The sequence below is a fragment of the Ruegeria sp. CJ2 genome, from assembly GCF_056536745.1.
Map to the genome: position 1 here is coordinate 121,739 of NZ_JBQFQF010000005.1, position 24,612 is coordinate 146,350.

Here is a 24,612-nt window from a genome sequence, read left to right on the forward strand (position 1 = left end):
CAGGTGTAGGGGGTTGAGCGCGACAGTTTGGGCTATAGGCCTTAAAACCGTGTTTTCGAAACGGGACCGTCTGGCGTGATCGAGTGCAGGGACAAGCTATGGTCCATATTGCGCATTCGATGACGCAACATCAGGCGCGTCAGGCGGGCAAGGTCGGTCGCGTATTCTGGTTTCTCAGCGACGTTTTCCATTTCTCCTCGGGCGGCGTGATCAAATAACATGGGCGCCACGTCCGCAGCGAATTCAACCAGCGCAAACCGGCTGTCGCGCAGTATTCCAAGGCATGAGTCGCTGTGCCCGGTTCCCAATTCCCTCTGCCAAATAGTTGGTTTCTCAGGTTCCGAGAAATCCAGTTCGCTGAACGAATAGCTGCGCCAGTCATCCGGCACCTGCCCCCGCAGCAACGGTATCAGGGATCGCCCGTCCATCGAATTGGGGATCGTTTGCCCAACCCATTCCAGAATGGTTGGTGTGATATCTATGGACTCGGTCGGTTCAGATACAATCGCGCCTGCCTGCGCCTGATTTCTCGGCATCCGGATCATTAACGGCGTGTGGTAGGCCGCGTCATAGACGGTCATCTTACCCCAACTGTGCCGGTCTCCCAGCATCTCTCCGTGATCGGCAGTGATAACTACCAAAGTGTCGTCGTACTGGCCGCTGTCCTTGAGAAACCGCAGAACACGGCCCACGTGATGATCCACCTCTGTTGCCAACCCCAGATAAACCGCTCTCAGGGTCTGGATGTTCTTGGGTGTCGGATCAACCTGATCGAAGCCCAAAACGAAATCGGCAGGTGTCTGCTTGGCCATAGTCGGCCCAAAGAAAGGATGCAAAGCCCGCTCGCTGTCTGCGTCGGCAAAACCAACCGGCAGGGGCAAAGACGTCGGATCATACATTTCGTTATAAGGCGCAGGGGCCACTAGCGGCGGGTGCGGCCGGATATAGGTCAAATGTGCAAACCAACCTTCGCCTACGCGCGACGCCATGCTGTTCAGAAACACATCCGTCAGAAACGCCGTATCACTGTCCTGTGCCGTATACATGGCCGGATCGTTGAGGCGGGCTTTTCCTCTGTCAGGGGCGACAGGCTTGTGGACGTCCCAGTAATCGTCGAACTTGTACCCCTTTTGCAAAAGATGAGATCGCCAGGGGTAGGATTCCTCCAACCTCATTTCGACGACTTCTTCAAACCCAGGCATTGGATTTTCATACGATCGCAAGATCGGGTCGTTAGGGTCGTGAACTCTTGGGTCGGCCGTGGTGTCGGTGTAACCGAACAGCAAAGGCAGATACCCGGCCTTTCGCACTTCGGTGGCTATATTGGGTGTGTCGTGGCGCAAAGGCGTGCCATTGCGCACGGAACGGTGGTTCATCGCGTATTGGCCCGTCAAGATTGACGCTCTGGACGGTCCGCACGGGTTCGTCACAGAGAAATGGCGGTCAAACGTAACGGCGTCGGCCATGAACTCGCGCAGGTTCGGCAAGTCGACATGCGCGGCCAACGCTCCGTTCAGACAATCGGCCCGCAATTGATCAATGATGATGAACAGGACATTTCCCGCGCGCCGCATGCCACTCTCCATGATTCCGTAGACGTTGGTCCGGGCAAACTCTGTCTTGGTTCTGGGTTGCGGGCAACAAGATTGTCGCGTGATGGTTCATGCACCCGGTCTCACGGCATCGACCAAGACAAGAACCAAGTTTGCCAACTTGAAAGGGACCGCCACGAACGCGCTGTTGTTAAGCCACATTCCCTGGTTGGCCTGCAAAAATGCATTGCAGCGCAACCCGGTTTCACATCACATACGCCCATGACACAACCAGCGATTCAATCTGACAGGAACGCCGACGGCGTTTACCTCAAGGTATCAGGTGAATTGGTGACGCAATCCCTTAGCAGCGTTGAATCGGCTTTTTCGTCCTTCAATCCGGACGGCACCTCTGTCGTGCTGGATTTGTCAGATGTGCAGGCGCTGGACACAGGGGGCGCGTGGCTGGTTGCGGACCTAGCACGCCGTGTTCAGGCAACGGGGGCAGATGTCCAGTTTCAGGGTGTGACGCCTGCTTATTCGGACCTGATTGACACGGTTTCCAAGAACATCCCGGAAGAACCGGGGGTCGAAGCCCATCACCGCAGCTTTACCGACTGGGTAGAGAGTATCGGCAAGCGCACGGTTGGAAGCTGGAACGACAGCTTGTCGATCCTGGGGTTTTTGGGCCTTACCTTGCACCGACTTTTCAGAACTATCCTGATGCCGCGCCGACTGCGTCGTGCAGCGTTAGTGTCGCAGATGGAAGAGGTCGGATTTAAGGCGATCCCCATTGTCGCGTTGATGGGCTTTTTGATCGGTGTTGTGCTGGCCTTTCAGGGGGCGACACAGCTCAAGCAGTTTGGTGCCGAAATTTTTGTGGTCGAACTGATCTCAATCTCGGTCCTGCGGGAATTGGGCATTTTGCTGACGGCCATTATTGTCGCTGGTCGATCGGGGTCGGCATTCACGGCTTCGATAGGTTCGATGAAAGTGCAGGAAGAAATCGACGCGATGCGGACGTTGGGGCTGGATCCGATCGAAGTACTGGTGATCCCCCGCGTTGTCGCCCTGCTGATCATGCTTCCGATCCTGGGCTTCATAGCTGACATGGCCGCTCTGTTTGGCGGAGGATTGATGAGCTGGATCGACCTTAACGTCAGCCCGGGCATGTTTGCAACCCGGCTGAAGGAGAACACCGGTATCTGGCACTTTGCCATTGGCATGATCAAAGCGCCATTCTTTGCGCTGGTCATCGGTGTCGTCGCCTGCTGGCAGGCATTGCAAGTCAAAGGTTCGGCCCAGAGTGTTGGGCAGCGCACAACCGCGTCGGTCGTCCAATCCATTTTTATGGTCATCGCGCTGGACGCCTTGTTTTCAATCTTTTTCTCGGTCATGGGGGTCTAAAATGGACGGAACACCCCTTGAACAGACCACAAAGACAGACACCAAGCGTGAGGCTGTAATTCGTGTTCGGAATTTGACCAACCAGTTCGGTCCACAAGTTGTGCATCAGGATCTGAACCTGGATGTCTGGCGCGGCGAAGTTCTGGGCATCGTCGGCGGCTCTGGCACGGGTAAATCGGTTCTGTTGCGCACAATCGTCGGGCTTAACAAACCTGCGGCTGGCAGCATCGACGTGCTGGGGGTCGACGTTTTGAACGGCCCCGAGCAGGAAAGACAGCGGATCGAACAGCGTTGGGGGGTGGCGTTTCAAGACGGTGCTCTCTTTTCGTCGCTGACTGTCCTTCAAAACGTGGTGGCCCCGATGCGAGAGCACACGGGGCTGAGCGAAAGCCTGATGACCGCCCTCGGAGGGCTGAAAATCAGTCTGGTGGGGCTGCCGCAATTGAGCTGCGGCAAATTTCCGTCCGAACTGTCGGGGGGGATGCGCAAACGCGCAGCCCTTGCACGGGCGCTCGCGCTGGACCCGGAAATCGTTTTTCTTGATGAACCGACAGCCGGCCTGGACCCGATTGGTGCCGCGGCCTATGACGAGTTGATCGGCGAATTGCAACACGCACTCGGCTTAACGGTCTTTATGGTCACACATGATCTGGACAGCCTCTATGCCATTTGCGATCGCGTCGCAGTTCTTGCAGAAAAACGCGTGCTTGTTGAAGGCCCGATTGAAGAAATGACCAAAGTCGATCATCCTTGGGTTCAGGAATACTTTACGGGCCCCCGCGCGCGTGCTGCGCAAGAGAAGGGGCAAGACAGGTAGACGTCATGGAAACCCGAGCGAACTATATCCTGATCGGCGCATTTACCCTTGCGGGTATTCTTGGCGCATTTGGGTTCTTCCTGTGGCTGGCGAAATTCGAAGTGTCACGCCAATACGCCTATTATGACGTTCTGTTCGACAACGTATCGGGCCTGTCAGCGGCCGGGGGGGTCAGTTACAATGGTCTTCCGGTGGGTCAGGTGATCTCGTTGAACCTCGATGAAGAAGACCCATCCAAAGTGCGCGTCCGCATTGAAATTGACGCAGAAATCCCTGTCACGACCGAAACAATTGCGCAACTTCAGTCGCTTGGGGTCACAGGGGTCAGCTACGTGGAACTGACGGGGGGCTCTCCGACGGCAGAGCGTCTACCGCAAGACAGCCTGATCAAAAGCAAAAGAAGTGCAATTCAGTCACTGTTCGAAGGCGCGCCGTTGTTGGTCGAGAAGGCGATCACGCTGCTTGAGGATGTCAACCAGGTCGTGGACGAAAAGAACCGCAAAGCTGTAGCAGACATTCTGGAAAATGTGGCCACCGCAACAGGCCGTTTGGATAAAACCCTATCAGACTTTGAATCGCTCTCGTCAGACCTGGGTGGCGCAGCCAAGGAGATTTCGGCGTTCTCGAAACGCTTGGGTCAAATTGCCGATACAGCCGAAACCACGCTGACCACGGGCACCGATACGCTAAACAGCGTAAAAACAGCATCTGAATCCGCAACTGAGACCCTGCAAAGCGCGAAGACCGCAATTGAATCCGCTGACCGGGTCATTCAACAGGACCTCAAACCGTTCCTTGACCGGGCGTCGACCCTGGCAGAAAACCTGACAGGGCTTTCCGACGAAGGCTCGGTGGCGCTGGCGACCGCAACGGAAACATTCCTTAACGCGAACGAGACGCTGGGTTCGATTACAGGGGCGATGGACACAGCCCAGAAAACGCTGACCTCGGCGGAACGCGCTTTTGACTCGGCCAATCGCGTCATAGACGAGGATGTCGGTCAGGTGATGGCCGATATCCGCAACGCAGCCAATCAGATCACGACGACGGTTACAAACGTCACAGAGCGTTTGGACGAAATCTCGGACGATATCCTGAGCGCGTCCAAGTCGGCCTCGGATCTCTTGGGGACCATCGACGGCATCGTGCAGGACAACCGGCGTCAAGTGTCAGACTTTTTGCGGGTCGGGTTGCCCCAATTCACGCGCTTCATCGAAGAATCTCAGCGTTTGGTCGTCAGCCTGGACCGGTTGGTGGACAAGGTTGAACGGGACCCTGCGCGCTTCTTACTGGGAACCCAAGCATCGGAGTTTCGCCAATGATCAGGTCACTTCTTACCGCTCTGGCGATTGCTTCGATGGCCGGTTGCACCGGGCTGGGTACGCTTCAACAGGCATCCAAGCCAAACGACCTTTACCTTTTGACACCCAAAAGCACGTTTTCCTCGTCCCTTCCGCGCGTCCAAAGGCAAATCGTTGTGGAAGAGCCGACGGCGACTGCGGCGGTCAACACGGATCAAATCGCAGTTCAGCCGACCCGCTTGCAAGTGCAATACCTGTCGCGGGCCCGCTGGGTCGATCGCGCGCCGCTGATTGTTCAGACCTTGTTGGTTGAGAGTTTCGAAAACAGCGGCAAAGTGGCCGCCGTCGGCAGATCGACCGTTGGCCTGAGAGCAGACTATGTTGTTGTTCCCGACCTGCGTGAATTCCAAGGCATAGTCGTTGGCGAGGCCGACAATTCCTCGACCGTGCGTGTTGAGGTTCGGATGAACATTAAGATTATCGACGAGTTTGAGGACAAGATCATCGCATCAAGCTCGTTCCAGGAAAACATCGTTGCCGCCAGCGACCAAACAGAAGACTTGGTCACGGCCTTTGATGTCGCCCTGGGCAAGACCATGCGTGACGCTGTCGAATGGAGCATCCGCAAGATCCACACCCACGCCGCAAACAATCCAAGATCGTTCTAGGTGCAGTCAAGGATGGGCGCTGACTTACAGCGCCCGCCCCTTCTTTACCGATCCAATGATTGGGCAAGGCGAATCAGCGTGACGGCCTCGGCCCTGTAGCCGAACGGGTCTTCGCCTCGCGCGGAATTGGCCAGACGGATCGCATCATCATAGGTCCAATCCCCAAGATACGCCCCACCCCTCAGCAACTGGCCAAAACCGGCAATTGCAAAAGAGAACCGCACATCATCCGTGATCTCTCTCTGCTCAGAAAGAATGGGCTGTTCAATCAAACTGCTTTCTTGCCCGCCGGGTTCTTTGAAGCGCAACTTGACGAACCCAATTTCTTCCGACCCATCAGAAACAGCCTTCTCACCATATCGTAATGGGCCGTTCCGGACTGCGTCAGAGCCCACTGGGGTGACTTCGTAGATCGCGGTCACGCTGTGGCCTGCACCAATATCACCCGCGTCGACCTTGTCATTCGAAAAATCCTCGCGACGCAAAGCGCGGGTTTCATATCCGATCAAGCGGTACTCGGCGATTTGCGCGGGGTTGAACTCAACCTGGATTTTTACATCATTGGCAATCGGGAACAATGCGCCGGTCAACTGATCAACAAATACCTTCCGCGCCTCACCCAATGTATCAATGTAAGCTGCTTGCCCGTTCCCGTTCTGCGCCAATGCCTGCATCGTTGCGTCATCCAGATTCCCTCTGCCAAAACCCAGAACACTCAGGAACGTGCCGCTGTCACGCTTGCGGGCAATAAAATCCTTCAGTGCTTCGGGATCAGACAAACCGACATTGAAATCGCCATCCGTGGCCAAAAGCACACGCGTTACCTCGCCTTCCAAGGCCATGGATTCCGCAACTTGGTAGGCCTGCTGTAAACCCGCCTGCCCCGCAGTAGAACCGCCCGCCTCAAGCCTGTCCAACGCGTTCAGAATTTTAGATTTCTCTGTTGCGCTGGTTGGCTCCAAAACTTGCCCCGCACTGCCTGCATAAGTGACGATCGAGACCTGATCTTCGGGTCGCAATTCCGCCAGCAACAAACGGAACGATTGTTTCAGCAATGGCAGCTTGTTTGCGTCCTGCATCGAACCTGATGTGTCAATCAGAAACACCAAATTCAGAGGGGGACGATCAGCAATTTCAGGCAATGCGCCCTGAATGCCAATATGAACCAATTGCGTCGACTCGTTCCAAGGCGTCGGGCTAACGGCTATTGACGGGCGAAATGGGGCGTCCCCTTCTGGCGCAGGATAGCTATACGGGAAATAATTCACCATTTCTTCAACCCGCACGGCGTCAGGCCGCGGCAGGTGGCCATTCAGAAGGGACGAGCGCACAATCGAATAGGAGGCCGTGTCGACGTCGATCGAGAACGTGGATACAGGATCTTCCAACGTAACTTTAAGTGGATTGGTCTCCCCATTCGAAAACGCTTCGGTGTTCTGTTCAGTCTGGGAACTGAGCGACCGCTCCGGTGACGCAGCGACAATTGCGGGCGCTTCCATCACCGCCCCCCGACCGATCCTAATGGTCGACTGGTCCGCTTGCGACAAGACGGTTTCCTGTCGTTTTCTTGTCGCGACCGGCTCGGATGCTTCATCTAACAAGACATCCGATGATTGCAACGGAGCGACTTCTTCACGATCCAATTCGGCGACAGACTGCGGTAGGTGGTCTTCAACCCGAAAACTGGGCTGGACGATATTGTCCCGCGTCTGGGGCAGGATGACGATCAGCGCGACAGCGGCAATCGCCGTCGTCGCTGTTAGAACTCCTCGGTGAGACAGGGCATTCAACATCAATTTGGCTCCTTCTGACAGGCGGGCCAACGGGCCTCGCTTGACAGTGGGACGTTTCGTGGCGCCCGTTCCTTGGGCTGCACCGAAATTTTTTTGAGCCAAAGAGAGGTTTGCGGCCCGCCGATTGTCATCAGGCGCAGGGGTAGCTGCATCCATCACTGATTTCAGCTTGTCCAAATCATCTATCATCGGCCAGCTCCTCATCTCGCATAACGCGGAGGCGTCTTCGGATCTCAGACATCCGCCAGGACACAGTGCCTTCGGAGACACCCAACACATCGGCGGCCTGGGCGTGGGTCATTTCATCTTCCAGCGTTAACGCCAAGGTGTCTTTCAACTCGGTCGGCAATGCCCGCATTGCGCGCTGCAGCCAGTTGACAGCTTCAGCAGTCTCGGCTGCCTCTGCCCGCCTCATCTGTTCGACGTCCCCCCAGCCCTCCGCAGCACGGCTGTGGCTGGCACGCTTTCGCCGCGCGTCCTCAGCGGCGTTTACGACCACCCGATAGAGCCAAGTCGTAAATCGCGCATCCCCGCGAAACCCAGTGATCTTGGCGGGGAATGTCAGACAGATGTCTTGTGTCAAATCCTCGGCTTGATCGGCCCGTCCCGATAGGCGAAATGCCAGTCGGAATATCCGGTCGTAATGGCGCTCCAACAGGGCGGCAAACGCATTCGCGTCACCGTTGGCGGCAGCCATTGCCAGATCCTCATCCGAAGTACTCATGCGCATCACGAATGGTAAGACGGATCACAAAGGTCAATCCTTGGCGGTTTTCCTAAAAATATTAAAAATGGGACGCGTGCGCCATTTCCCAATCGGCCTTGAACTCGGCAGGGATCGACTCCGTCAGCAGCGCTCCCTCCTCCAGAAAGGTGTAGAGTTCCCCGTATGACCGCTCTCGCTCGTCCGCGGTTCGGCGTCGAATGTCCGACGGGCGCAATTCTGACACCGTGCTTTTGCCCATGGCACCCAACAGCTCACGGAAACTCTCGAGCGTGGCGTCGTGATACCTGTGCACGCGTTGACGTTTTTGCGGAACATTCACCGCACGCCCCCGCACCGGATCCTGCGTTGCCACACCGGACGGGCAGCGATTGGTATTGCAGTGCAGGGCCTGAATGCAACCGACTGCAAACATCATCGCACGCGCGGCGTTGCACATATCCGCTCCGAGAGCGAATTTTTCCAACATATCATATCCGGTAGCCACCTTGCCCGAACAGATGATCCGTATTTTATCTCGCAATCCGACGCCGCGCAGACAGTTGTTTACGAAGATCAGCGCTTCGTTCAGCGGCATCCCCATCCTGTTGGTGAACTCAACAGGAGCCGCGCCCGTCCCCCCCTCGGACCCGTCGATCGTGATAAAATCCGGCAGGATTTCAGTTTCCAACATCGCTTTGCAAATCGCCATGAATTCTGAAGGGCGGCCAATACACAGCTTGAACCCGATGGGCTTGCCATCCGACATGTCCCGCAGATGCTGAACGAACTGCAGCAGCCCGGTCGGTCCGTCAAAGGCCGAATGAACGGGCGGGGAAATAACGTCCTGATGCAGCGGGACACCGCGAATTTCAGCAATTTCCTGATCAACCTTTGCCGCAGGCAATACACCGCCATGCGATGGCTTTGCCCCCTGAGACAGCTTGATCTCAATCGCTTTGACAACGGGATTTCGAGCCTTTTCAGCGAATTTGTCCTTGTCGAAACCGCCCTCGTCGGTTCGGCACCCAAAATAGCCCGTCCCTATTTGCCAGATGATGTCCCCGCCTTCTGCCAGGTGGTGCGGCGACAGCCCCCCTTCACCCGTATTATGGGCGAACCCCCCGTCCTTGGCGCCACCATTCAGTGCCCGAATTGCATTCGCGCTAAGCGCTCCAAAGCTCATGGCCGAGACGTTCAGACGGGACGCGTTGTAGGGTTGCTTGCATTGGGGACCACCCAGCGTCACACGTTCTTCGCTTTCAGCTACGTCCTTGGGGGCCAGAGAATGGTTAGCCCGGTGATAGCCGACAGTCATGATATCGTATTGGGTACCGAAGGCCTGAGTATCGACCTGACCTTTTGCACGCGAATACACCAGCCCCCGGATAATTCGATTGAAGGGTCGCCCGCTTTCGTTGGTCTCAACAAAATACTGGCGGATTTCAGGGCTCACAAATTCCAGCATGTAACGGAAATGGCCCAGAACGGGGTAGTTGTTCAGGACGTTGTGCTTGGTGGTCAGCATGTCGTACAGCCCGATCACCGCATAAGGCACCAGTATCACCAGCACCCAATAGGCAGGCGGCCAGAAGTAACCCCAAAGCAAAGTTAACGGCAGGCACACATAGCTGAGGATGTAATAGAGTCTGCGTACAATCATCGTGCTCTCCGATACCGTCATTGCCTTACTCAATCGTTGAGCAAATCGACGTTTCCTTGCAAGAGTTTACGCCGTACTTCACAAAAAAGGGCTTCATTGTGAAGCCGGGTCTTCTGTTGATCCGGGTGTTTGCTGTCTGTATCTGGAAAGACAGGTGAATTTGGGCAGGGTCATTGGCTGTGAAAAAGACGCGATCAGCGGTTCGAACCTTTGCCATTATGTTTGCAGCCGTTTTTGTCGGAGGGGCTGCGGGTTCGCTGTTGCGGGAAAGCCTTTCGATCACAATTCCTGGCGCCCCGCTTTTTACCGCCACCTTCGGGATCAATATCGCCGCGTGTTTCGTTTTGGGTTGGCTTTATGCGATCCGACATCGCGTTCATGCCCATGTGCTGCATCTGGGTGCTGTCGGGTTTTGCGGCGGATTGTCTACCTTCTCGTCCTTTGTTCAGGAACTCGAACGCCTTGCCGAAACCAGTGTCCTGAACGCAGCAACCGCCGCCGGGCTTGAGGTTGCCGTCGGTATTGCAGCGGCCATCCTTGGTGAAGCGATCGGAAGGCACTCCTTTGGCCGGAGGGCTGGCGAATGACAGACCTGTTCCTTCACGCGATGTTTGGCCTGGGCGGTGGATTGGGCGCAGTTATGCGCCACGCAATCGCATTGGTGATCCGACACGATCTGCCTTTGTCGACGCTGATCGTAAATGTGCTGGGCAGCCTGCTTTTAGGATTGTGGGTCGGTTATCTGGGCGGGCCTGCGGACATGGGTGAGCATGAGCGACGCTTGGTCTTTGGGTTCTGCGGTGGATTCACGACGTTTTCCAGTTTCGCCTACCAATCGTTGGAACTGAAACGAGAACGCACGATTGCGCTTGCCGCCGGCAACATATTCTTAAGCATCATTTTGTGTTGGTCAGCGCTTTGGCTAGGGCTTGTCTTGACGCGCTCGTAAGTGTCGTTGCTGACTTGCCCGGCGATTTTCTGAGAAACAAGGCAAGGTGGTATTGAAGACCGGCCTTCCTGATCTGAAGGTTTGGTCACATTGGGATAGTGTGCATCCGGACCGCCAAATTACCCATGATCCAGACTGTTCCAACGATGATGATCAGAAGGACCAACGTCGAAAACAGCACCAGGTCCAGGTCTTCGCGGCTGCTGCGTCGACGGTCGATATGAAGGAAATAGACTAGTTGTATAACGAGCTGTGCCAACCCCAGAAGGCCAATTGCCAAATAGACCCCTTTTGTTTCGATCCCAAAGGCGTAGGCAATGATAAAGACAGCCATGGTCAGCAAAAGCGAACCGCCGTAACCAATGACATAGCGTCGCCGCTCGCGCCTGTGCATTTCGCTGCGTCTATCCATAGGTCAGACCTCCGAAATAAACGATCGTAATGATCCCGATCCAGATCAGGTCGAGGAAGTGCCAGAACAACGCCAGCCGGACCACGCGCGACATCAGTAAATCCGTCAGGCCCATCAGCCGCAGTTGGATACCCAAAACGATCAGCCACAGACACCCGGCGGCAACGTGCAAACCGTGCAGCGGGACAAGACCGTAAAACGCGGACAGAAAACCGCTGCGTTGCGGAATACCGCCCTTGTCCGCCATTGCGACAAAGTCCCGGATTTCCAGCACCAGAAAGCCGAGCCCCAGAGCCAAGGTCACGCCAAACCACAGCACGATGCGTGAACGCGGCAGGTTGTATTTCAGTGCCAACATTGCCAGCCCGACCGTCAGGCTGCTGGTCAGCAGGATCAGGGTCTGCGCAAAGATGCTTTTGAGATCGAACAGTTCGTGTGGCCCCGGACCGCCCGCCTGCGCGTCGATCATGGTGATATATATGGCAAACATCAGCCCGAAATAGACCAGATCGCTCATCAGAAAGACCCAGAAGCCGAAGGTGACAACTTCGCTGGCCTTGTCCGCACCCGGATGCCGACGACCAAGGTTCAGGCCGGGATAACTGTGTGTTGGCGCGCGCTTCATGTGGCGACCTCCATATCCGGACCCGCGCGCCCCCGGTTTTCCGAAGAGATTTCAAAGTCGCGATTGATCGGGGCAGAGGCGTGGACAAGATCCAGCCAGGCCTCATGTTCCCTTTGCACCTGCGCGGCTGGAATAACCTCTTCAGTATCCGTTTTGAATGTCCACGCAACGAAGGACAACAGCATCAGAACGGTGACCAGCGCCGCCAGCCACCAAATCCACCAAACCAAGGCAAACATCCAAACGCCGCTGAGAACGCAGAGGGTGAAGCCAATCCGCGTATTACGCGGCAGGCTGATGTCCTCATAGGCTTCTGGAGCCGGGTAAGCCTCGCCCCGTTCCTTTGCGGCGGCAAAGTCGTCACGGTCGGTGACATGCGGAATAATGGCAAAGTTATACGGCGGTGGGGGCGCTGGGATTGACCATTCCAGCGTGCGGGCGTCCCACGGATCGCCAGCAGGCACGCGTGTTTTCTCTCGGTCTCGGATGCTGACCCACAATTGCGCCACCACCGCAAGCAGGGCGGACAGAATGACCAGCGACCCCAGGACGGCCACGATCATATAGGGATGAAAACTCGGGTCTTCCCAACTGAACGATCGGCGCGGCATCCCCATCAGGCCAACAAAGTATAGGGGCAGGAACGTCAGCATGAAACCGACCGTCCACAGGACAACCGTGATACGGCCCCAGGTTTCGTTCAGGCGGAATCCGAAGGCTTTGGGAAACCAGTAATTATACCCTGCCAGTAGGCCAAACAGGACCCCGGGCAGCAGGACGTTGTGGAAATGGGCAACCAGAAACAGGGTGTTGTGAACCTGATAGTCCACGGTTGGGTTCGCAAGGATCACGCCCGAAAGCCCCCCAATGACAAAGAGCATCAAAAACGCCAGACCATAGAGCATCGGCACCGAGAATCGAATGCGGCCCCGGAACAGCGTCGCCATCCAGTCATACACCTTTACCCCGGTGGGGATGGCGATCAGCATAGTCGCAATGCCAAACACCGCATTGATCAGCGCGCTTTGACCCATTGTAAAGAAGTGGTGCAGCCAGACGGTGAAGGACAGCACGGCAATGGACATCGTCGCAATGACCAAAGAGTTGTATCCGTAAAGCCGCTTGGCCGAGAATGTCGCGAACACTTCGGAATAAATCCCGTATGCGGGTAGGACCAACAAATAGACCTCGGGGTGCCCGAACAGCCAGAACAGGTTGGCATAGTTCATCATGTTCCCACCAAGGTCATTGGTGAAGAAATGAAAATCCAGATATCGGTCGGCGGCCAGCATCAGCGCCGCGACACCCAGCGGCGGCATCGCAAACACGATCAGGATAGAGCTGCAAATAATCGTCCAGCAGTACATCGGCAAACGCATGAATTTCATGCCCGGCGCACGCAGTTTGTAGATCGTGACCGCGAAATTGATCCCGGTCAGGGTCGTTCCGATACCGGAAACCACGATAGCCCAGATCCAGTAGTCCGGCCCGACACCTGGATTGAAAGCGGCACCCGTATAGGGCGGGTAAGCCGTCCAGCCCCCGGTCGAGAATTCACCGACGAGCAACGAAACCATCAGCATCATCCCGGCCGAAACCGTCAGGCCAAGACTGATCTGGTTCATCACGGGAAAAGCAACGTCGCGCGCTCCAATCATCAAGGGAACCAGAAAGTTAGCCAGTCCGAAGACGAAAGGCACGGCCACGAAAAAGATCATGATGGTGCCATGCGTGCTGAACAATTCGGCGAAGTGTTCTGCCTCAAGAAACCCGTCGCCCGGGCCCGCCGCTTGTTGCGCGCGCATGACCACGCCTTCAAGCACCCCGCGCGCCAGCATCACAATCGCGAAGACAATGTACATGATACCGATTTTCTTGTGGTCCGCGCTTGTCAGCCAATCGCGCCAAAGCGGTCCCCAAAGGCGAAACCACGTCAGGGCGCCGACAACGACCAGAATACCGACGATCACAACACCCGCAGCGGCATTTGCGACGATTTCATTCGCGTTCGGAGTTTGAATAAGGCCCGCCAGAGGAAACGACTCCCAGCTTAGTCTACCAAAGAAACCTGTATCCGCAGAGCTCATTGCTGCGCCTCCTGCCCGTATTCTGCCGTTCCGGGCTGTTGATCAGCGGGCAAAGGTTCCCCGTGGTGATACCGGTGCAAGATTGACTGGAACAGATCCTTGTCCTCGGTTGTGAAGTACAATGCGTTTTGCGGCATGTCAGATGTGCCCAAAGCGGCCTGCACCTCATCCCGGTCCGTGCGCATGGCCAACGTCCTGTATGTGTCTGCGGTCAGCGGAATTCCATTGGCGCGAACGGTATCGACCCAGTTGCTGAACGCGTCAGGCTGCATCGCCAGGGTCTGAAACTTCTGCTTGGTGAAGCCGCGGCCATTATACTGCGTATTTTCGCCCTGCATGGTCGCCGGGGTGTCAGCCACGACATGCAGCTTGGTTGTCATGCCCGGCATGGCGTAGATCTGACCCGCCAGAGCGGGGATCATGAAGGATTGCATCACCGTGTCCGTGGTCAACGTCATCGAAACCTGCTGATTGACGGGTATCCCCAACTCTCCAACGCTGGCGATGCCAAGGTCCGGGTAGATGAACAACCATTTCCAGTCCAATCCGACGACCTGCACGTTCAGGGCAGGTGTTTCACCAAAGCGCGCTGTATAGGGATCCAGGCGATGGGTGGCTTTCCAAAGATAAAAAGACAAAACGGCCACGATCAGCACCGGGATGCCCCACATGACAAATTCCAGAGGGGACGAGAAATCCCAGTTTGGCCGATATGCCGCGTCACTTTCCTTACGGCGTCGGTAGCGCACGGCAATCAAGGGCACCAGAACCAAAACAGGCAAAACCGCGAGCATAATCAGGACTGTAGCGCGCAACAGGTGGAGCCTTTGAACCTCGGCAATCGGGCCACGCGGATCAAGGAAACTGTCACTCGCCCAGACTACTTGCGTGCCAAGGGAGAAAACTGCGATCGCGATCGCGAATTTCTGCCACACGAATGAGAACCTGAAATAGGCCACTCCTGACTGTCCTCTCCTGCCTCTCTGTTTACAGGCAACTATCGGCAGACTTCCAAGTTTTCTCAAGGTTTTTCGTAACCGGGGATTGTCTGGCGCCCGACAGGATCAACCTCGGAATTAGGCGCAGTCATTCGCCAGCACACGTCAGTGTTGACTTGCCACATCGCTCGGGCGAGACCTTATACACATGCGTTGGCTTATCGTGATACTTGGCCTCTGGTTTCTTCCCACAAACGCAACCGCTCTGGACCGCGGGGCTGTCGAGCGGCAATTTCAGATTTGGTTATGGGAAACCGTGTGGCCGCAGGCCAAAGCCCAAGGCGTTTCCCGACGCACGATGGAACGTGCTTTCAACGGCGTTACCCTCAATTGGAAGCTGCCCGACCTGATCCCCCCGGGAGAAGCGCAAAAGATACCTAAACGGCAGAAACAGGCCGAATTCGGCTCACCTGCACGGTATTTCAAGGCCAACACGGTGCAGGGCGCGACATCCGTCGGCCGTAAGATGGCACAGCGCCACGCGACAACCCTTGCGCGGATTGAGGCCGGCACCAGCGTTCCATCCCACATCATTCTGGCCATCTGGGGACGGGAAAGCGGATACGGTCAGGTCCCGATCCGGCATAACGTCTTCGAGGTGCTGGGAACAAAGGGCTTCATGAGTACAAGATCAGAGTATTTTGCAGGCGAGCTCCTCTCGGCGTTGCAGATCGCCGAAGCAGGGCATGCGCCGCCGGGTGATATGAAAAGCAGTTGGGCCGGTGCCTTGGGGCAGCCGCAGTTCATGCCGTCAAGCTTTCTGACATTTGCAGCGGACGGCAATGGCGATGGGCGATCCGATATTTGGACATCGCCCGAGGATACCATGGCCTCGATCGCGAACTATCTGGCGCAACATGGCTGGGTGTCCGGTCGCGACTGGGGGTTCGAGGTCAATGTGCCAAACTCTGTTTCGTGCGCCCTTGAAGGACCGGATCAGGGACGCCCGATCAAGGTCTGGGCAGAGATGGGAGTTTCCAGAGTTTCGGGTAAACCTTTCCCGCAGCACGAGCTTTCGGGAGAAGGATTCCTGATGATGCCTGCGGGACGAAGCGGCCCGGCCTTTTTGGTGACGCCGAATTTCTATGTTTTGAAGGAATACAACAAAAGCGATCTTTATGCTCTTTTCGTCGGTCATGTCGGGGACCGGATTGAATACGGCGTCGGCAACTTCCAAGGTCAGTGGGGCAAAGTGGGTGATCTCTATCGTTCGGACATCGCATCAATGCAGCGCGCCCTGGAGCATCAGGGGCATGACGTTGGCGGTGCCGACGGTCTTGCGGGATACAAGACCCGTCGTTCGATCGGGCGCTGGCAGGAAGCGACCGGTCAGGTGCCCACATGCTTTCCTGCCGCACATATGAAAACAACCCTAAGCCGATAGCGATTCGCGCCTTGCGAGGCCGCCTGCCAAAAGGTTGACGCAACGTCAGGACGCGCCTTCTTCGGCGACCGTTCACAAAAATGTTAAGAACGCGCCGAGTTTCATTATAATATTTCCAGCGTCCCCCGGTTTCCTTCACAATTCGCATCCTGCTGCCTAATTTGCAGGCAAAGGCTTTAACCTTTTTTTAAATAATGCCAACGTCGGCTTCAGTGAAAGGCGACTTTTGCAACCACGTTCCCGACTGAAAACCGAAAGACTGCGGCGCAGCCCATATTGCGAACCAATTCAGCAATTTTCGGACCTGTACCTATAGCTTTCACAGTCGGACAAACAAACCGGCGCTGTACCATCTTGTTGGGATGGCCCGCAACGTCGGAAAAAACGGGAGTAAAAAACATGAAAAAACACATTCGGACATCGCTGGCGGGGCTGTTGACCTCGACCATGATCACTGGCGTGGCTTTCGCCGCCGGCACCCATCCTGAAACCGGCGAAGCATTGGCGGATGACCAGACATTCACCTATCGTATTCTGGACGAACACAGCTCGGTCGACCCGCAGGTTGTCGAGGACGTATCTGGCGCCGAGATTGTGCGCGACCTGTTTGAGGGTCTGATGAACCAGGACGAAGACGGTAATCTGGTTCCCGGCGTCGCCACAGAATTCACCACCAACGATACCAAAGACGTCTATACATTTACCCTGCGCGATGACGCCAAGTGGTCCAACGGCGACCCGGTGACCGCTGGCGACTTTGTCTTTGCATGGAAACGCGCCGTCGATCCAGCGCTGTCGTCGCCTTACGCCTGGTTCATGGAACTGATGTCGATTGAAAACGCGGCCGAAATCATTGCAGGCGACAAACCTGTGGATGAGCTGGGCGTTACCGCCATTGACGACCACACGCTTGAAGTCAAGCTGAGCGCCCCTCTGCCCTATTTCGCGCAGATGACCACGCATTCCACGACCTTCCCCGCCCCGCAGAAAGTTATCGAAGAGTTTGGCGACGCGTGGACCAAGCCTGAAAACATCGTCTCGAACGGGGCTTATGTTCTGACCGAACACCTGCCGCAGGAACGCTCGGTTCGCGAGCGTAACGAAATGTACTGGGACAATGACAACACCATCGTCGACAAGGTTGTCGCACTGGTCATCAACGACGAAAACGTCGCTCTGACCCGCTATCTGGCCGGTGAGCTGGACCGCACCGAAGTGCCCGCAGGTCAGTTCCCACGCCTTCAGAAAGAGCACCCGGACGAAGCCATCAGCTTCCCGCGCCTGTGCAACTATTACTACACGTTCAACCTGTCCGACGGTGGCCCCGAAGCGTTCAAGGACCCGAACGTCCGCCAAGCGCTGTCGCTGGCAGTAGATCGCAAGATCATCACAGAAAACATCATGGCGGGTGGCCAGCCTCAGGCTTACACCTTTGCTCCTGAGGCAACCGCCGGGTTCACGGTTCCCGAAGTTGAAATGGCTTCTATGTCTCAGCAGGAACGCGACGAATTGGCCAAGGAATTGCTGGCTGCCGCAGGTTACGGTCCTGACAATCCACTGAGCTTTGAGATGGTCTACAACACATCAGAAGCTCATAAGAAAGTTGCCGTGGCGCTCAGCCAGATGTGGAAGCAGAAACTGGGAGTAAACGCCGAACTCGCCAACATGGAATGGAAAATCTTCCTGGAAGAGCGCGGCAACCAGAACTTCGATCTGGCCCGTGGCGCATGGTGTGGCGACTATAACGAAGCTTCGACCTTCCTGGACCTGCTACAGTCGGATTCCGGCTACAACGATGGCAAGTACAACAATGCCAAAGTTGACGAGCTTTTGGCCCAAGCCAAAACATCGGACGATGCAGCACCTCTTTACACCGAGGTCGAGCGGATCATCGCCCAAGAGACCCCTGTAATCCCGATCTATCACTATGCTGGTGTCTACATGATGGACAGCGATGTCGGGAACTGGCCGGTCAATAACGTAGAGCAGAACTGGTACTCCAAGAACCTCTACAAAATCGCTGAATAATCATCTGTTGATCACGCTTTGCCCCGGAGAGTTCTTTGGGGCAAAGCCAATAATTGGGGGCATGAAATGCTTGCCTATATCGTCCGGCGGTTGCTGATCGCCGTCCCAACGATCCTTTTGCTGATCGTTGCAAGTTTCTTTTTGATGCACTTCGCACCCGGCGGACCCTTCACGTCAGAGCGGCCCCTGCCGCCGGCGGTTCTGGCCAATATCGAGGCGCGGTACGGGCTGGACCAGCCGCTGTGGAAGCAGCTTTGGGACTATCTGTACAACATCGTCGTGCATTTCGATTTCGGCCCGTCCTTCAAGTTTAAGGACCGCGACGTAAATGACATCATCGCGCAGGGCTTTCCGATCTCGTTGACCTATGGCTCGCTGTCCTTCCTTGTCGCGACAGCCGTGGGCGTCAGTCTTGGGATCGCTGCTGCGATCAAGCACAATAGCTGGATCGACTATTTCGCAGTTGGTCTGGGGATCGCGGCGCAGGCGCTGCCGAACTTCATCATGGGACCGATCCTGATCCTGACCTTCACCCTTTGGCTGGGCTGGTTGCCCGGCGGCGGTTGGAATGGCGGGCAATGGCCTTACCTGATCATGCCGGTGATCGCATTGGCGACCTCTTACATGGGGTCGATCGCTCGGATCACCCGGTCTTCGATGCTGGAAGTTCTGAACTCGAACTTTATCCGCACCGCACGAGCCAAGGGCTTGCCGACACGGACCGTCATTTGGCGGCACGCTCTGAAACCTACACTTCTGCCGGTCGTATCCTATCTTGGGCCGGTTTTTGTCTACGTTCTGACCGGTTCGGTCTTTGTCGACATCTACTTTTCGACCGGCGGGCTGGGCCAAGCCTATGTGGGATCGGCCCTGTCGCGAGACTATGCCGTGCTATTGGGCGTCACGATCCTGTATGGCGTTCTGACCGTGCTGGTGAACCTGCTGACCGACCTGGCCTATGCCTGGTTCGATCCGAAAATTCGTTACTGAGGGGCCGGCAATGCTTGGAAAATCACAAAAAGCCGCGCATCTGGCCGAGGATATCACCGACTACACGGTGATTCAGGGGCGCTCACTTTGGCAGGACGCGCGTATGCGGTTTGTCCGCAACAAAGCTGCAATGGCCAGTCTGTTCATTCTGGGTCTGATCGTTCTGTTCACTCTTATCGGGCCTTATTTTGCTGTCTGGAACAACGAAGAAATCGACTGGAACGTCATGGGTGACGTCCGGGGCATGGGGATGCCCTCGGTCGAGACCGGGCATTTCTTTGGCGTCGATGATCTGGGGCGCGACCTCTACAGCCGAGTCATTCAGGCGACCACCACGTCGCTGTTGGTGGGGTTGATCGGGGCCGCGACTGCGCTGATCGTGGGAACCTGCTATGGGATTGCGGCCGGATATATCGGTGGCCGCACCGACGGCATCATGATGCGTTTCGTTGACATCTTGCTGGCGATCCCGGCCACACTGGTCATCATCCTGCTTCTGGTCGTGGCCGGTCGGTCGTTCTTTATGCTGTTCATCGCCCTTGGCGCGGTGGGGTGGCTGACCATGGCACGGATCGTCCGCGGGCAGACACTCACCCTGAAAAACCGCGAATTCATCGAGGCCGCCCGCGCCGCAGGCGTCAGTGAGTTCACCATCATGTACCGTCACATCCTGCCGAACCTGCTGGGTGTCGTGATCGTCTATGCCTCGTTGCTGGTGCCCGAGATGATCCTGACCGAAAGCTTCATCTCATTCCTTGGTTTGGGAATTTCGGAGCCCTACACCTCACTTGGCCGACTGATCGCCGAGGGTGCTGGTACGATGGGCTACGGAACCCTCTGGCAATTGATGTTCCCCCTGACATTCTACGTCGCCATCATCATCACGATGTTCTTCATCGGGGATGGCCTGCGTGACGCTCTGGACCCGAAGGATCGCTGATATGAGTCTGTTTTCTGTAAAGGACCTGAGTGTGCAATTCGATACACCGGATGGTGTTGTCGAAGCCGTCAAGGGCATCAGCTTTGACATCAGTCCAGGCGAATGCCTCGGCATCGTTGGCGAAAGCGGATCGGGTAAAAGCCAGACCTTCATGGCCGCGATGGGGTTGCTGCCTCCGGCCGGGCGCGCCAGCGGGTCGGCTTTGCTGAACGGCAAAGAGATCCTGAACCTGCCCGTGAACAAGCTGAACCAGATCCGGGGCGACGACGTTGGCATGATCTTTCAGGATCCGCTAACTGCATTGACCCCGCATTTGCGCATCGGCCAGCAAATGCGTGAGGTGCTGCAGGTCCACGAAGGATTGCAGGGAAACGCAGCCCGCGCCCGGTGCCTGGAGTGGCTGGATCGCGTTCGTATCCCCGAGGCAAAACGACGTCTGGACCAATACCCGCATGAACTGTCGGGCGGTATGCGTCAGCGGGTCATGATCGCAATGTCGATGCTGTGCAGCCCCAAACTGCTGATCGCGGACGAGCCCACAACGGCGCTGGATGTGACGGTTCAGGCAGACATTCTGGACTTGATGGTCCGCCTGCAAAAGGACGAAGGCACGGCCATCGCGCTGATCACGCATGACATGGGCGTTGTTGCACGCATGTGTGACCGTATTCAGGTGATGCGTCTGGGGCAGTTTGTCGAAGCTGGCGACACGCGCGAGATCTTTCGCGCGCCGCAGCACGAATACACCCGCACCCTGCTGGAAGCGATGCCGCGCATTGATGCCGGAGATGCACCCAAGGCGCTGGGTAAGACAGAAGAACCTTTACTTAAGGTTGATGACGTCAAAGTGCACTTCCCAATCCACGTCTCTGGCGGCTTGTTCGGACGCAAAGTCCCTTTGAAAGCTGTTGATGGTGTGACCTTTGACATCCGCAAGGGCGAGACCTTGGGTGTTGTGGGCGAGTCGGGTTGTGGCAAGTCGACCTTAGCGCGCGCAGTGCTGCAATTGATCGAACCCAGCGGCGGCAATGTCAGTTGGCTAGGTCACCCCATCGTTGGACTAAAGCGGGCCGAGCTGAACAAATACCGCAAGGATTTGCAGATCGTGTTCCAAGACCCGCTGGCCAGTCTTGACCCCAGAATGACAATCTCTGCTTCGATCGCTGAACCGCTCAAAACCTATCGCCCCGACCTTACCGAGCGGGAGCGTAAGACAATGGTTGCCGAGATGATGGAGAGGGTTGGCCTGAAGGCCAACATGATCAACCGCTACCCGCATGAGCTGTCCGGAGGGCAAAACCAGCGGGTTGGTATCGCACGTGCGATGATCAACAAGCCCAAACTGATCATTTGTGATGAGGCGGTATCCGCGCTTGACGTTTCGATTCAGGCCCAGATTGTCGAGTTGCTGCGGGAACTGCAGCAGGAGTTTGGCTTGTCGATGATCTTCATCAGCCACGATCTGTCCGTTGTTCGTGCCGTGTCAAACCGGATCATGGTTCTGTATCTGGGCCGGATCGTCGAATTGGGTGATGGCGAAACCATTTGTTCGGACCCTATTCATCCGTACACCAAATCGTTGATTTCGGCCGTGCCAATCCCGGACCCGGATGTCGAGCGCAGTCGGCAGCGCCTGAAATTGCCGGGCGAACTTCCTTCACCCATGGATCCGAAGGCCGCGTTGCGTTTCCTGCCCAGTCGTTTAACCGCCGGTCAGACGAACTATGTGCCTCAACTGAACGAGGTGAAGCCCGATCATTTCGTGGCAGAGCACGACCCGCTTGAGGCGATCATGGTCAACGCATGAACAAAGACGCCCGAGACCTGTCTACAGGCATCGGGCGTCTTTCAATTCCGCTCAAGGATTGAGCAAGTCAAACATTCGTTAGGCAAACAATATTCTACTATCTGATATTATTGTTTCCCTTTTCGCATAAATATACAGCTTTCGCGCTACACGTTGCCGCAGTTCGTTTTGACTCCCCATCTTCGTGATGGCACCATTTCCCCAGGCGCAGCATCCTGCATCAAATGGCGTTGATCATTTAAAACGCACGGCCTAAGAGGAAGCCACGAGAGCAAAGCGATTTTCGGGCAATTTTTTTAACTTGAGAGGTAACATGGCACGCAAGGTCACCAAGGCGATTTTTCCGGTTGCGGGTCTGGGTACACGCTTTTTGCCTGCAACTAAATCTGTCCCCAAAGAGATCATGACGCTGGTCGACCGGCCACTCGTTCAATATGCAATCGACGAAGCCCGTGCGGCTGGCATCACAGAGTTTATTTTTGTGACTTCGCGGGGGAAATCCGCGCTCGAAGACTATTTCGACCACAATCACATCCTTGAGCAAGAACTAAAGGCCAAAGGCAAGACGGATCTTCTTGAAACGCTCAATGCCACCAACATGGAAAGCGGAGCGATTGCCTATATCCGCCAGCACAAGGCGCTAGGTCTTGGGCACGCGGTGTGGTGTGCGCGCCGCCTGATCGGGGACGAGCCCTTTGCCGTTATGCTGCCTGACGACGTAATCGCCGCCGACAAGCCCTGCTTGCAGCAGATGGTCGAAGCCTATGAAGAGACCGGCGGCAATATGGTTGCGGCCATGGAAGTTCCGCACGAAAAAACGCAATCCTATGGTGTGCTGGATGTTGGTGAGAATATCGGCTCCGTCGTGCGCACGCGGGGCATGGTTGAAAAACCCAACCCAGAGGACGCGCCGTCCAACTTGGCCGTGATCGGTCGCTATATCCTCGGACCTTCGGTTCTGTACAACCTGAACCAGAAGAAAAAAGGCAGCGGCGGAGAAATCCAACTGACCGACGCGATCGCCGAAGATATCGGAAACGGAGTACCGGTTTTTGGCTACAAGTTCGAAGGTCAGCGGTTTGACTGCGGCTCCAAATCTGGATTCCTGCAGGCCACGGTCGCATATGCTCTGTCTCGGGAAGACTTGCGTGACGACCTGCGCGCATATCTTCACGAAGTGATTTCCGCGGACAAGGCGGCTCAGTAAGAGCCGCCTAAACCGCATTGGTCGGTGTAAGCCAGCACCTGCTTTGCCTACGCAGGGCTGGCGATATCGGTCGCTGGCCAGCCTCGGACCAACCGGGTCCATTCCCAAAAAATTAACGACTCCTGTCTGTTGCGGTCGCGCAAATCGGAAAGGCTTCACATCTCTGCGCACACTGTGGCCCGCAATGCGTATGTCATTTCGACAGCCACAGGAGGACCTCGGTGTCACAAATTTCGCCCAGACTGGACTTGCCATTTATTCAACCCTCGCAAGCTCAGAAACATGTCACCCATAATGAAGCACTCAGAAAACTGGACGTGATCGTCCAGTTAAGCTTTGCCTCGACAGGCGCAACCAATCCTCCTGCCGCCCCAGAACAGGGGGAAGTGCATGCGTTGGGGGCTGCGCCTACGGGTGACTGGGCAGGGCAAGCTGGCAAACTGGCCGCATGGCTGGACAATGCGTGGCACTTCGTAACCCCCGCATCAGGATGGCGCGCCTGGGATGAAAACCAGTCTCGGCTGATCGTCTGGGACGGGTCAGACTGGGTTGATACCCCAATCGCAACTCAAAACCTGAATGGAATTGGCATTTTCACTGCATTTGACGACACGAACCGGCTGTCGGTTCGGTCGGCTGCATCATTGCTCAGCCATGACGGTCAAGGTCATCAGTTGAAAATCAACAAGGCCAACGCGGGCGAAACCGCCTCATTGCTGTTCCAATCGAATTGGACCGGGCATGCGGAAATGGGACTATCCGGCAGCACCGGATTTTCCATCAAGGTCTCACCGGACGGCAGCAACTGGACCGACGCCCTAAGGTTTGACCCAACCTCGGCCGTTGCAAGCGGCGCCGCCGTTCAGAACAGTGCCGATGATACAACGGCGGGCCGCCTGATGCGGGCGGATTTTGGCTATGGCCCCGGCAATCTGCTGGGCACTGTATCTGAAAATGGCGGCACACCAACCGGAGCAGTCATTGAACGCGGAACAACACCTGACGGAGACTATGTCCGTTTCGCGGACGGCACGCAAATCTGTACCGCAACACGGAACGCGGTTGCCTGCACTGTTGCAGACGGCCCTCTGTTCACAAGCGGTACTGATATATGGGCCTTTCCAATCGCGTTTACGGCGAACTCCACTCCGGTTGTCAGCGGCAGTGGCAGCGCTGCCAGCCGATTTCTAGGGACTGATGCAGCAACTGAGTCACAAGTGGCGTACAAAGTTCTCTCGACCATTTCTGATCCAGCTCTACACGCGCCCGCGCTTACGGCAATTGGCCGCTGGCGGTAGAGC

21 protein-coding genes are annotated in these 24,612 nt (G+C 56.2%); 13 read left to right on the forward strand and 8 right to left on the reverse strand.

Annotated elements, in window-relative coordinates; all coding sequences use genetic code 11:
* Window positions 1–41 precede the first annotated feature (41 nt).
* The gene (locus ACR0MS_RS09085) at window positions 42–1,574 is read right to left on the reverse strand and encodes a sulfatase-like hydrolase/transferase (RefSeq protein WP_480574093.1); all 1,533 of its coding nucleotides are present in this window, start codon (window positions 1,572–1,574) and stop codon (window positions 42–44) included.
* A gap of 240 nt (window positions 1,575–1,814) precedes the next feature.
* Between ACR0MS_RS09085 and ACR0MS_RS09090 the strand changes: the two genes are divergently transcribed.
* From ACR0MS_RS09090 to ACR0MS_RS09105, 4 genes are read left to right on the forward strand one after another with little or no spacing between them, the layout of a single operon-like run.
* Window positions 1,815–2,939, forward strand: a complete 1,125-nt coding sequence (locus ACR0MS_RS09090) for an MlaE family lipid ABC transporter permease subunit (RefSeq protein WP_480574096.1) — start codon at window positions 1,815–1,817, stop codon at window positions 2,937–2,939.
* Window position 2,940: 1 nt separating this feature from the next.
* The gene (locus ACR0MS_RS09095) at window positions 2,941–3,756 is read left to right on the forward strand and encodes an ABC transporter ATP-binding protein (RefSeq protein ID WP_480574099.1); all 816 of its coding nucleotides are present in this window, start codon (window positions 2,941–2,943) and stop codon (window positions 3,754–3,756) included.
* A 5-nt stretch (window positions 3,757–3,761) separates the two neighbouring features.
* Window positions 3,762–5,078: an MlaD family protein gene (locus ACR0MS_RS09100; protein WP_480574102.1), complete on the forward strand. Its 1,317-nt coding sequence runs from the start codon at window positions 3,762–3,764 to the stop codon at window positions 5,076–5,078.
* Window positions 5,075–5,725, forward strand: a complete 651-nt coding sequence (locus ACR0MS_RS09105; RefSeq protein WP_480574105.1) for an ABC-type transport auxiliary lipoprotein family protein — start codon at window positions 5,075–5,077, stop codon at window positions 5,723–5,725. Before ACR0MS_RS09100 ends, ACR0MS_RS09105 begins: the two co-directional genes overlap by 4 nt.
* 44 nt (window positions 5,726–5,769) lie before the next feature.
* Here ACR0MS_RS09105 and ACR0MS_RS09110 read toward each other — a convergent pair whose 3' ends face one another.
* The 3 genes from ACR0MS_RS09110 to ACR0MS_RS09120 all read right to left on the reverse strand — a co-directional run bounded on the left by ACR0MS_RS09110 (window position 5,770) and on the right by ACR0MS_RS09120 (window position 9,884).
* Entirely contained in the window at window positions 5,770–7,518 is a 1,749-nt protein-coding gene (locus tag ACR0MS_RS09110; RefSeq protein WP_480574108.1) for a vWA domain-containing protein, read from the reverse strand.
* Between the two features lie 178 nt (window positions 7,519–7,696).
* Window positions 7,697–8,242 carry an RNA polymerase sigma factor gene (locus tag ACR0MS_RS09115; RefSeq protein WP_480574111.1) on the reverse strand — a complete coding sequence of 182 codons (546 nt, stop codon included), beginning with the start codon at window positions 8,240–8,242 and terminating at the stop codon, window positions 7,697–7,699.
* 61 nt (window positions 8,243–8,303) lie between these two features.
* Window positions 8,304–9,884 carry an FMN-binding glutamate synthase family protein gene (locus tag ACR0MS_RS09120; RefSeq protein ID WP_480574114.1) on the reverse strand — a complete coding sequence of 527 codons (1,581 nt, stop codon included), beginning with the start codon at window positions 9,882–9,884 and terminating at the stop codon, window positions 8,304–8,306.
* Between the two features lie 179 nt (window positions 9,885–10,063).
* On the opposite strand from ACR0MS_RS09120, the gene ACR0MS_RS09125 reads away from it, so the two are divergent.
* Both ACR0MS_RS09125 and ACR0MS_RS09130 read left to right on the forward strand, forming a co-directional pair.
* Window positions 10,064–10,471, forward strand: a complete 408-nt coding sequence (locus ACR0MS_RS09125) for a fluoride efflux transporter FluC (protein WP_480574117.1) — start codon at window positions 10,064–10,066, stop codon at window positions 10,469–10,471.
* A complete protein-coding gene (locus tag ACR0MS_RS09130; RefSeq protein WP_480574120.1) occupies window positions 10,468–10,833 on the forward strand; it encodes a fluoride efflux transporter FluC in 366 nt (121 codons plus the stop codon). The genes ACR0MS_RS09125 and ACR0MS_RS09130 overlap by 4 nt, the downstream gene beginning before the upstream one ends.
* An 85-nt stretch (window positions 10,834–10,918) precedes the next feature.
* On the opposite strand, the gene ACR0MS_RS09135 is transcribed toward ACR0MS_RS09130, so the two are convergent.
* The 4 genes from ACR0MS_RS09135 to ACR0MS_RS09150 are packed head-to-tail and all read right to left on the reverse strand — an operon-like array spanning window position 10,919 to window position 14,892.
* Window positions 10,919–11,245, reverse strand: a complete 327-nt coding sequence (locus ACR0MS_RS09135) for a cytochrome o ubiquinol oxidase subunit IV (protein ID WP_480574123.1) — start codon at window positions 11,243–11,245, stop codon at window positions 10,919–10,921.
* Window positions 11,238–11,870, reverse strand: coding sequence for a cytochrome c oxidase subunit 3 (locus tag ACR0MS_RS09140; protein WP_480574126.1), 633 nt, complete (start codon window positions 11,868–11,870; stop codon window positions 11,238–11,240). The genes ACR0MS_RS09135 and ACR0MS_RS09140 overlap by 8 nt, the downstream gene beginning before the upstream one ends.
* Window positions 11,867–13,957, reverse strand: a complete 2,091-nt coding sequence (locus ACR0MS_RS09145) for a cbb3-type cytochrome c oxidase subunit I (protein WP_480574129.1) — start codon at window positions 13,955–13,957, stop codon at window positions 11,867–11,869. The genes ACR0MS_RS09140 and ACR0MS_RS09145 overlap by 4 nt, the downstream gene beginning before the upstream one ends.
* Window positions 13,954–14,892 (reverse strand): cytochrome ubiquinol oxidase subunit II, encoded by a 939-nt coding sequence (locus ACR0MS_RS09150; protein WP_480574132.1) that lies wholly within the window; start codon window positions 14,890–14,892, stop codon window positions 13,954–13,956. Before ACR0MS_RS09150 ends, ACR0MS_RS09145 begins: the two co-directional genes overlap by 4 nt.
* 211 nt (window positions 14,893–15,103) lie before the next feature.
* On the opposite strand from ACR0MS_RS09150, the gene ACR0MS_RS09155 reads away from it, so the two are divergent.
* From ACR0MS_RS09155 to ACR0MS_RS09185, 7 genes are all read left to right on the forward strand, one after another.
* On the forward strand, window positions 15,104–16,339 hold the full coding sequence (locus ACR0MS_RS09155) for a lytic murein transglycosylase (protein ID WP_480574135.1): 1,236 nt from the start codon (window positions 15,104–15,106) through the stop codon (window positions 16,337–16,339).
* A 399-nt stretch (window positions 16,340–16,738) separates the two neighbouring features.
* Complete coding sequence (locus ACR0MS_RS09160) at window positions 16,739–18,367, forward strand: peptide ABC transporter substrate-binding protein (RefSeq protein ID WP_480574139.1); 1,629 nt, start codon at window positions 16,739–16,741, stop codon at window positions 18,365–18,367.
* Between the two features lie 66 nt (window positions 18,368–18,433).
* The gene (gene oppB / locus ACR0MS_RS09165; protein ID WP_171212408.1) at window positions 18,434–19,357 is read left to right on the forward strand and encodes an oligopeptide ABC transporter permease OppB; all 924 of its coding nucleotides are present in this window, start codon (window positions 18,434–18,436) and stop codon (window positions 19,355–19,357) included.
* 10 nt (window positions 19,358–19,367) lie between these two features.
* On the forward strand, window positions 19,368–20,297 hold the full coding sequence (locus ACR0MS_RS09170; protein WP_170389022.1) for an ABC transporter permease subunit: 930 nt from the start codon (window positions 19,368–19,370) through the stop codon (window positions 20,295–20,297).
* 1 nt (window position 20,298) lies between these two features.
* Entirely contained in the window at window positions 20,299–22,104 is a 1,806-nt protein-coding gene (locus ACR0MS_RS09175; RefSeq protein WP_480574144.1) for an ABC transporter ATP-binding protein, read from the forward strand.
* 313 nt (window positions 22,105–22,417) lie between these two features.
* The gene (gene galU / locus ACR0MS_RS09180; protein ID WP_480574147.1) at window positions 22,418–23,311 is read left to right on the forward strand and encodes a UTP--glucose-1-phosphate uridylyltransferase GalU; all 894 of its coding nucleotides are present in this window, start codon (window positions 22,418–22,420) and stop codon (window positions 23,309–23,311) included.
* Window positions 23,312–23,532: 221 nt separating this feature from the next.
* Window positions 23,533–24,609 carry a DUF2793 domain-containing protein gene (locus ACR0MS_RS09185; protein WP_480574150.1) on the forward strand — a complete coding sequence of 359 codons (1,077 nt, stop codon included), beginning with the start codon at window positions 23,533–23,535 and terminating at the stop codon, window positions 24,607–24,609.
* Window positions 24,610–24,612 lie beyond the last annotated feature (3 nt).

Bases quoted from the DNA above. Each gene is read 5' to 3' on its own strand.
- ACR0MS_RS09085 (WP_480574093.1), bottom strand. From the start codon at position 1,574: ATGCGGCGCGCGGGAAATGTCCTGTTCATCATCATTGATCAATTGCGG.
- ACR0MS_RS09090 (WP_480574096.1), top strand. From the start codon at position 1,815: ATGACACAACCAGCGATTCAATCTGACAGGAACGCCGACGGCGTTTAC.
- ACR0MS_RS09095 (WP_480574099.1), top strand. From the start codon at position 2,941: ATGGACGGAACACCCCTTGAACAGACCACAAAGACAGACACCAAGCGT.
- ACR0MS_RS09100 (WP_480574102.1), top strand. From the start codon at position 3,762: ATGGAAACCCGAGCGAACTATATCCTGATCGGCGCATTTACCCTTGCG.
- ACR0MS_RS09105 (WP_480574105.1), top strand. From the start codon at position 5,075: ATGATCAGGTCACTTCTTACCGCTCTGGCGATTGCTTCGATGGCCGGT.
- ACR0MS_RS09110 (WP_480574108.1), bottom strand. From the start codon at position 7,518: ATGTTGAATGCCCTGTCTCACCGAGGAGTTCTAACAGCGACGACGGCG.
- ACR0MS_RS09115 (WP_480574111.1), bottom strand. From the start codon at position 8,242: ATGAGTACTTCGGATGAGGATCTGGCAATGGCTGCCGCCAACGGTGAC.
- ACR0MS_RS09120 (WP_480574114.1), bottom strand. From the start codon at position 9,884: ATGATTGTACGCAGACTCTATTACATCCTCAGCTATGTGTGCCTGCCG.
- ACR0MS_RS09130 (WP_480574120.1), top strand. From the start codon at position 10,468: ATGACAGACCTGTTCCTTCACGCGATGTTTGGCCTGGGCGGTGGATTG.
- ACR0MS_RS09135 (WP_480574123.1), bottom strand. From the start codon at position 11,245: ATGGATAGACGCAGCGAAATGCACAGGCGCGAGCGGCGACGCTATGTC.
- ACR0MS_RS09140 (WP_480574126.1), bottom strand. From the start codon at position 11,870: ATGAAGCGCGCGCCAACACACAGTTATCCCGGCCTGAACCTTGGTCGT.
- ACR0MS_RS09145 (WP_480574129.1), bottom strand. From the start codon at position 13,957: ATGAGCTCTGCGGATACAGGTTTCTTTGGTAGACTAAGCTGGGAGTCG.
- ACR0MS_RS09155 (WP_480574135.1), top strand. From the start codon at position 15,104: ATGCGTTGGCTTATCGTGATACTTGGCCTCTGGTTTCTTCCCACAAAC.
- ACR0MS_RS09160 (WP_480574139.1), top strand. From the start codon at position 16,739: ATGAAAAAACACATTCGGACATCGCTGGCGGGGCTGTTGACCTCGACC.
- oppB (WP_171212408.1), top strand. From the start codon at position 18,434: ATGCTTGCCTATATCGTCCGGCGGTTGCTGATCGCCGTCCCAACGATC.
- ACR0MS_RS09170 (WP_170389022.1), top strand. From the start codon at position 19,368: ATGCTTGGAAAATCACAAAAAGCCGCGCATCTGGCCGAGGATATCACC.
- ACR0MS_RS09175 (WP_480574144.1), top strand. From the start codon at position 20,299: ATGAGTCTGTTTTCTGTAAAGGACCTGAGTGTGCAATTCGATACACCG.
- galU (WP_480574147.1), top strand. From the start codon at position 22,418: ATGGCACGCAAGGTCACCAAGGCGATTTTTCCGGTTGCGGGTCTGGGT.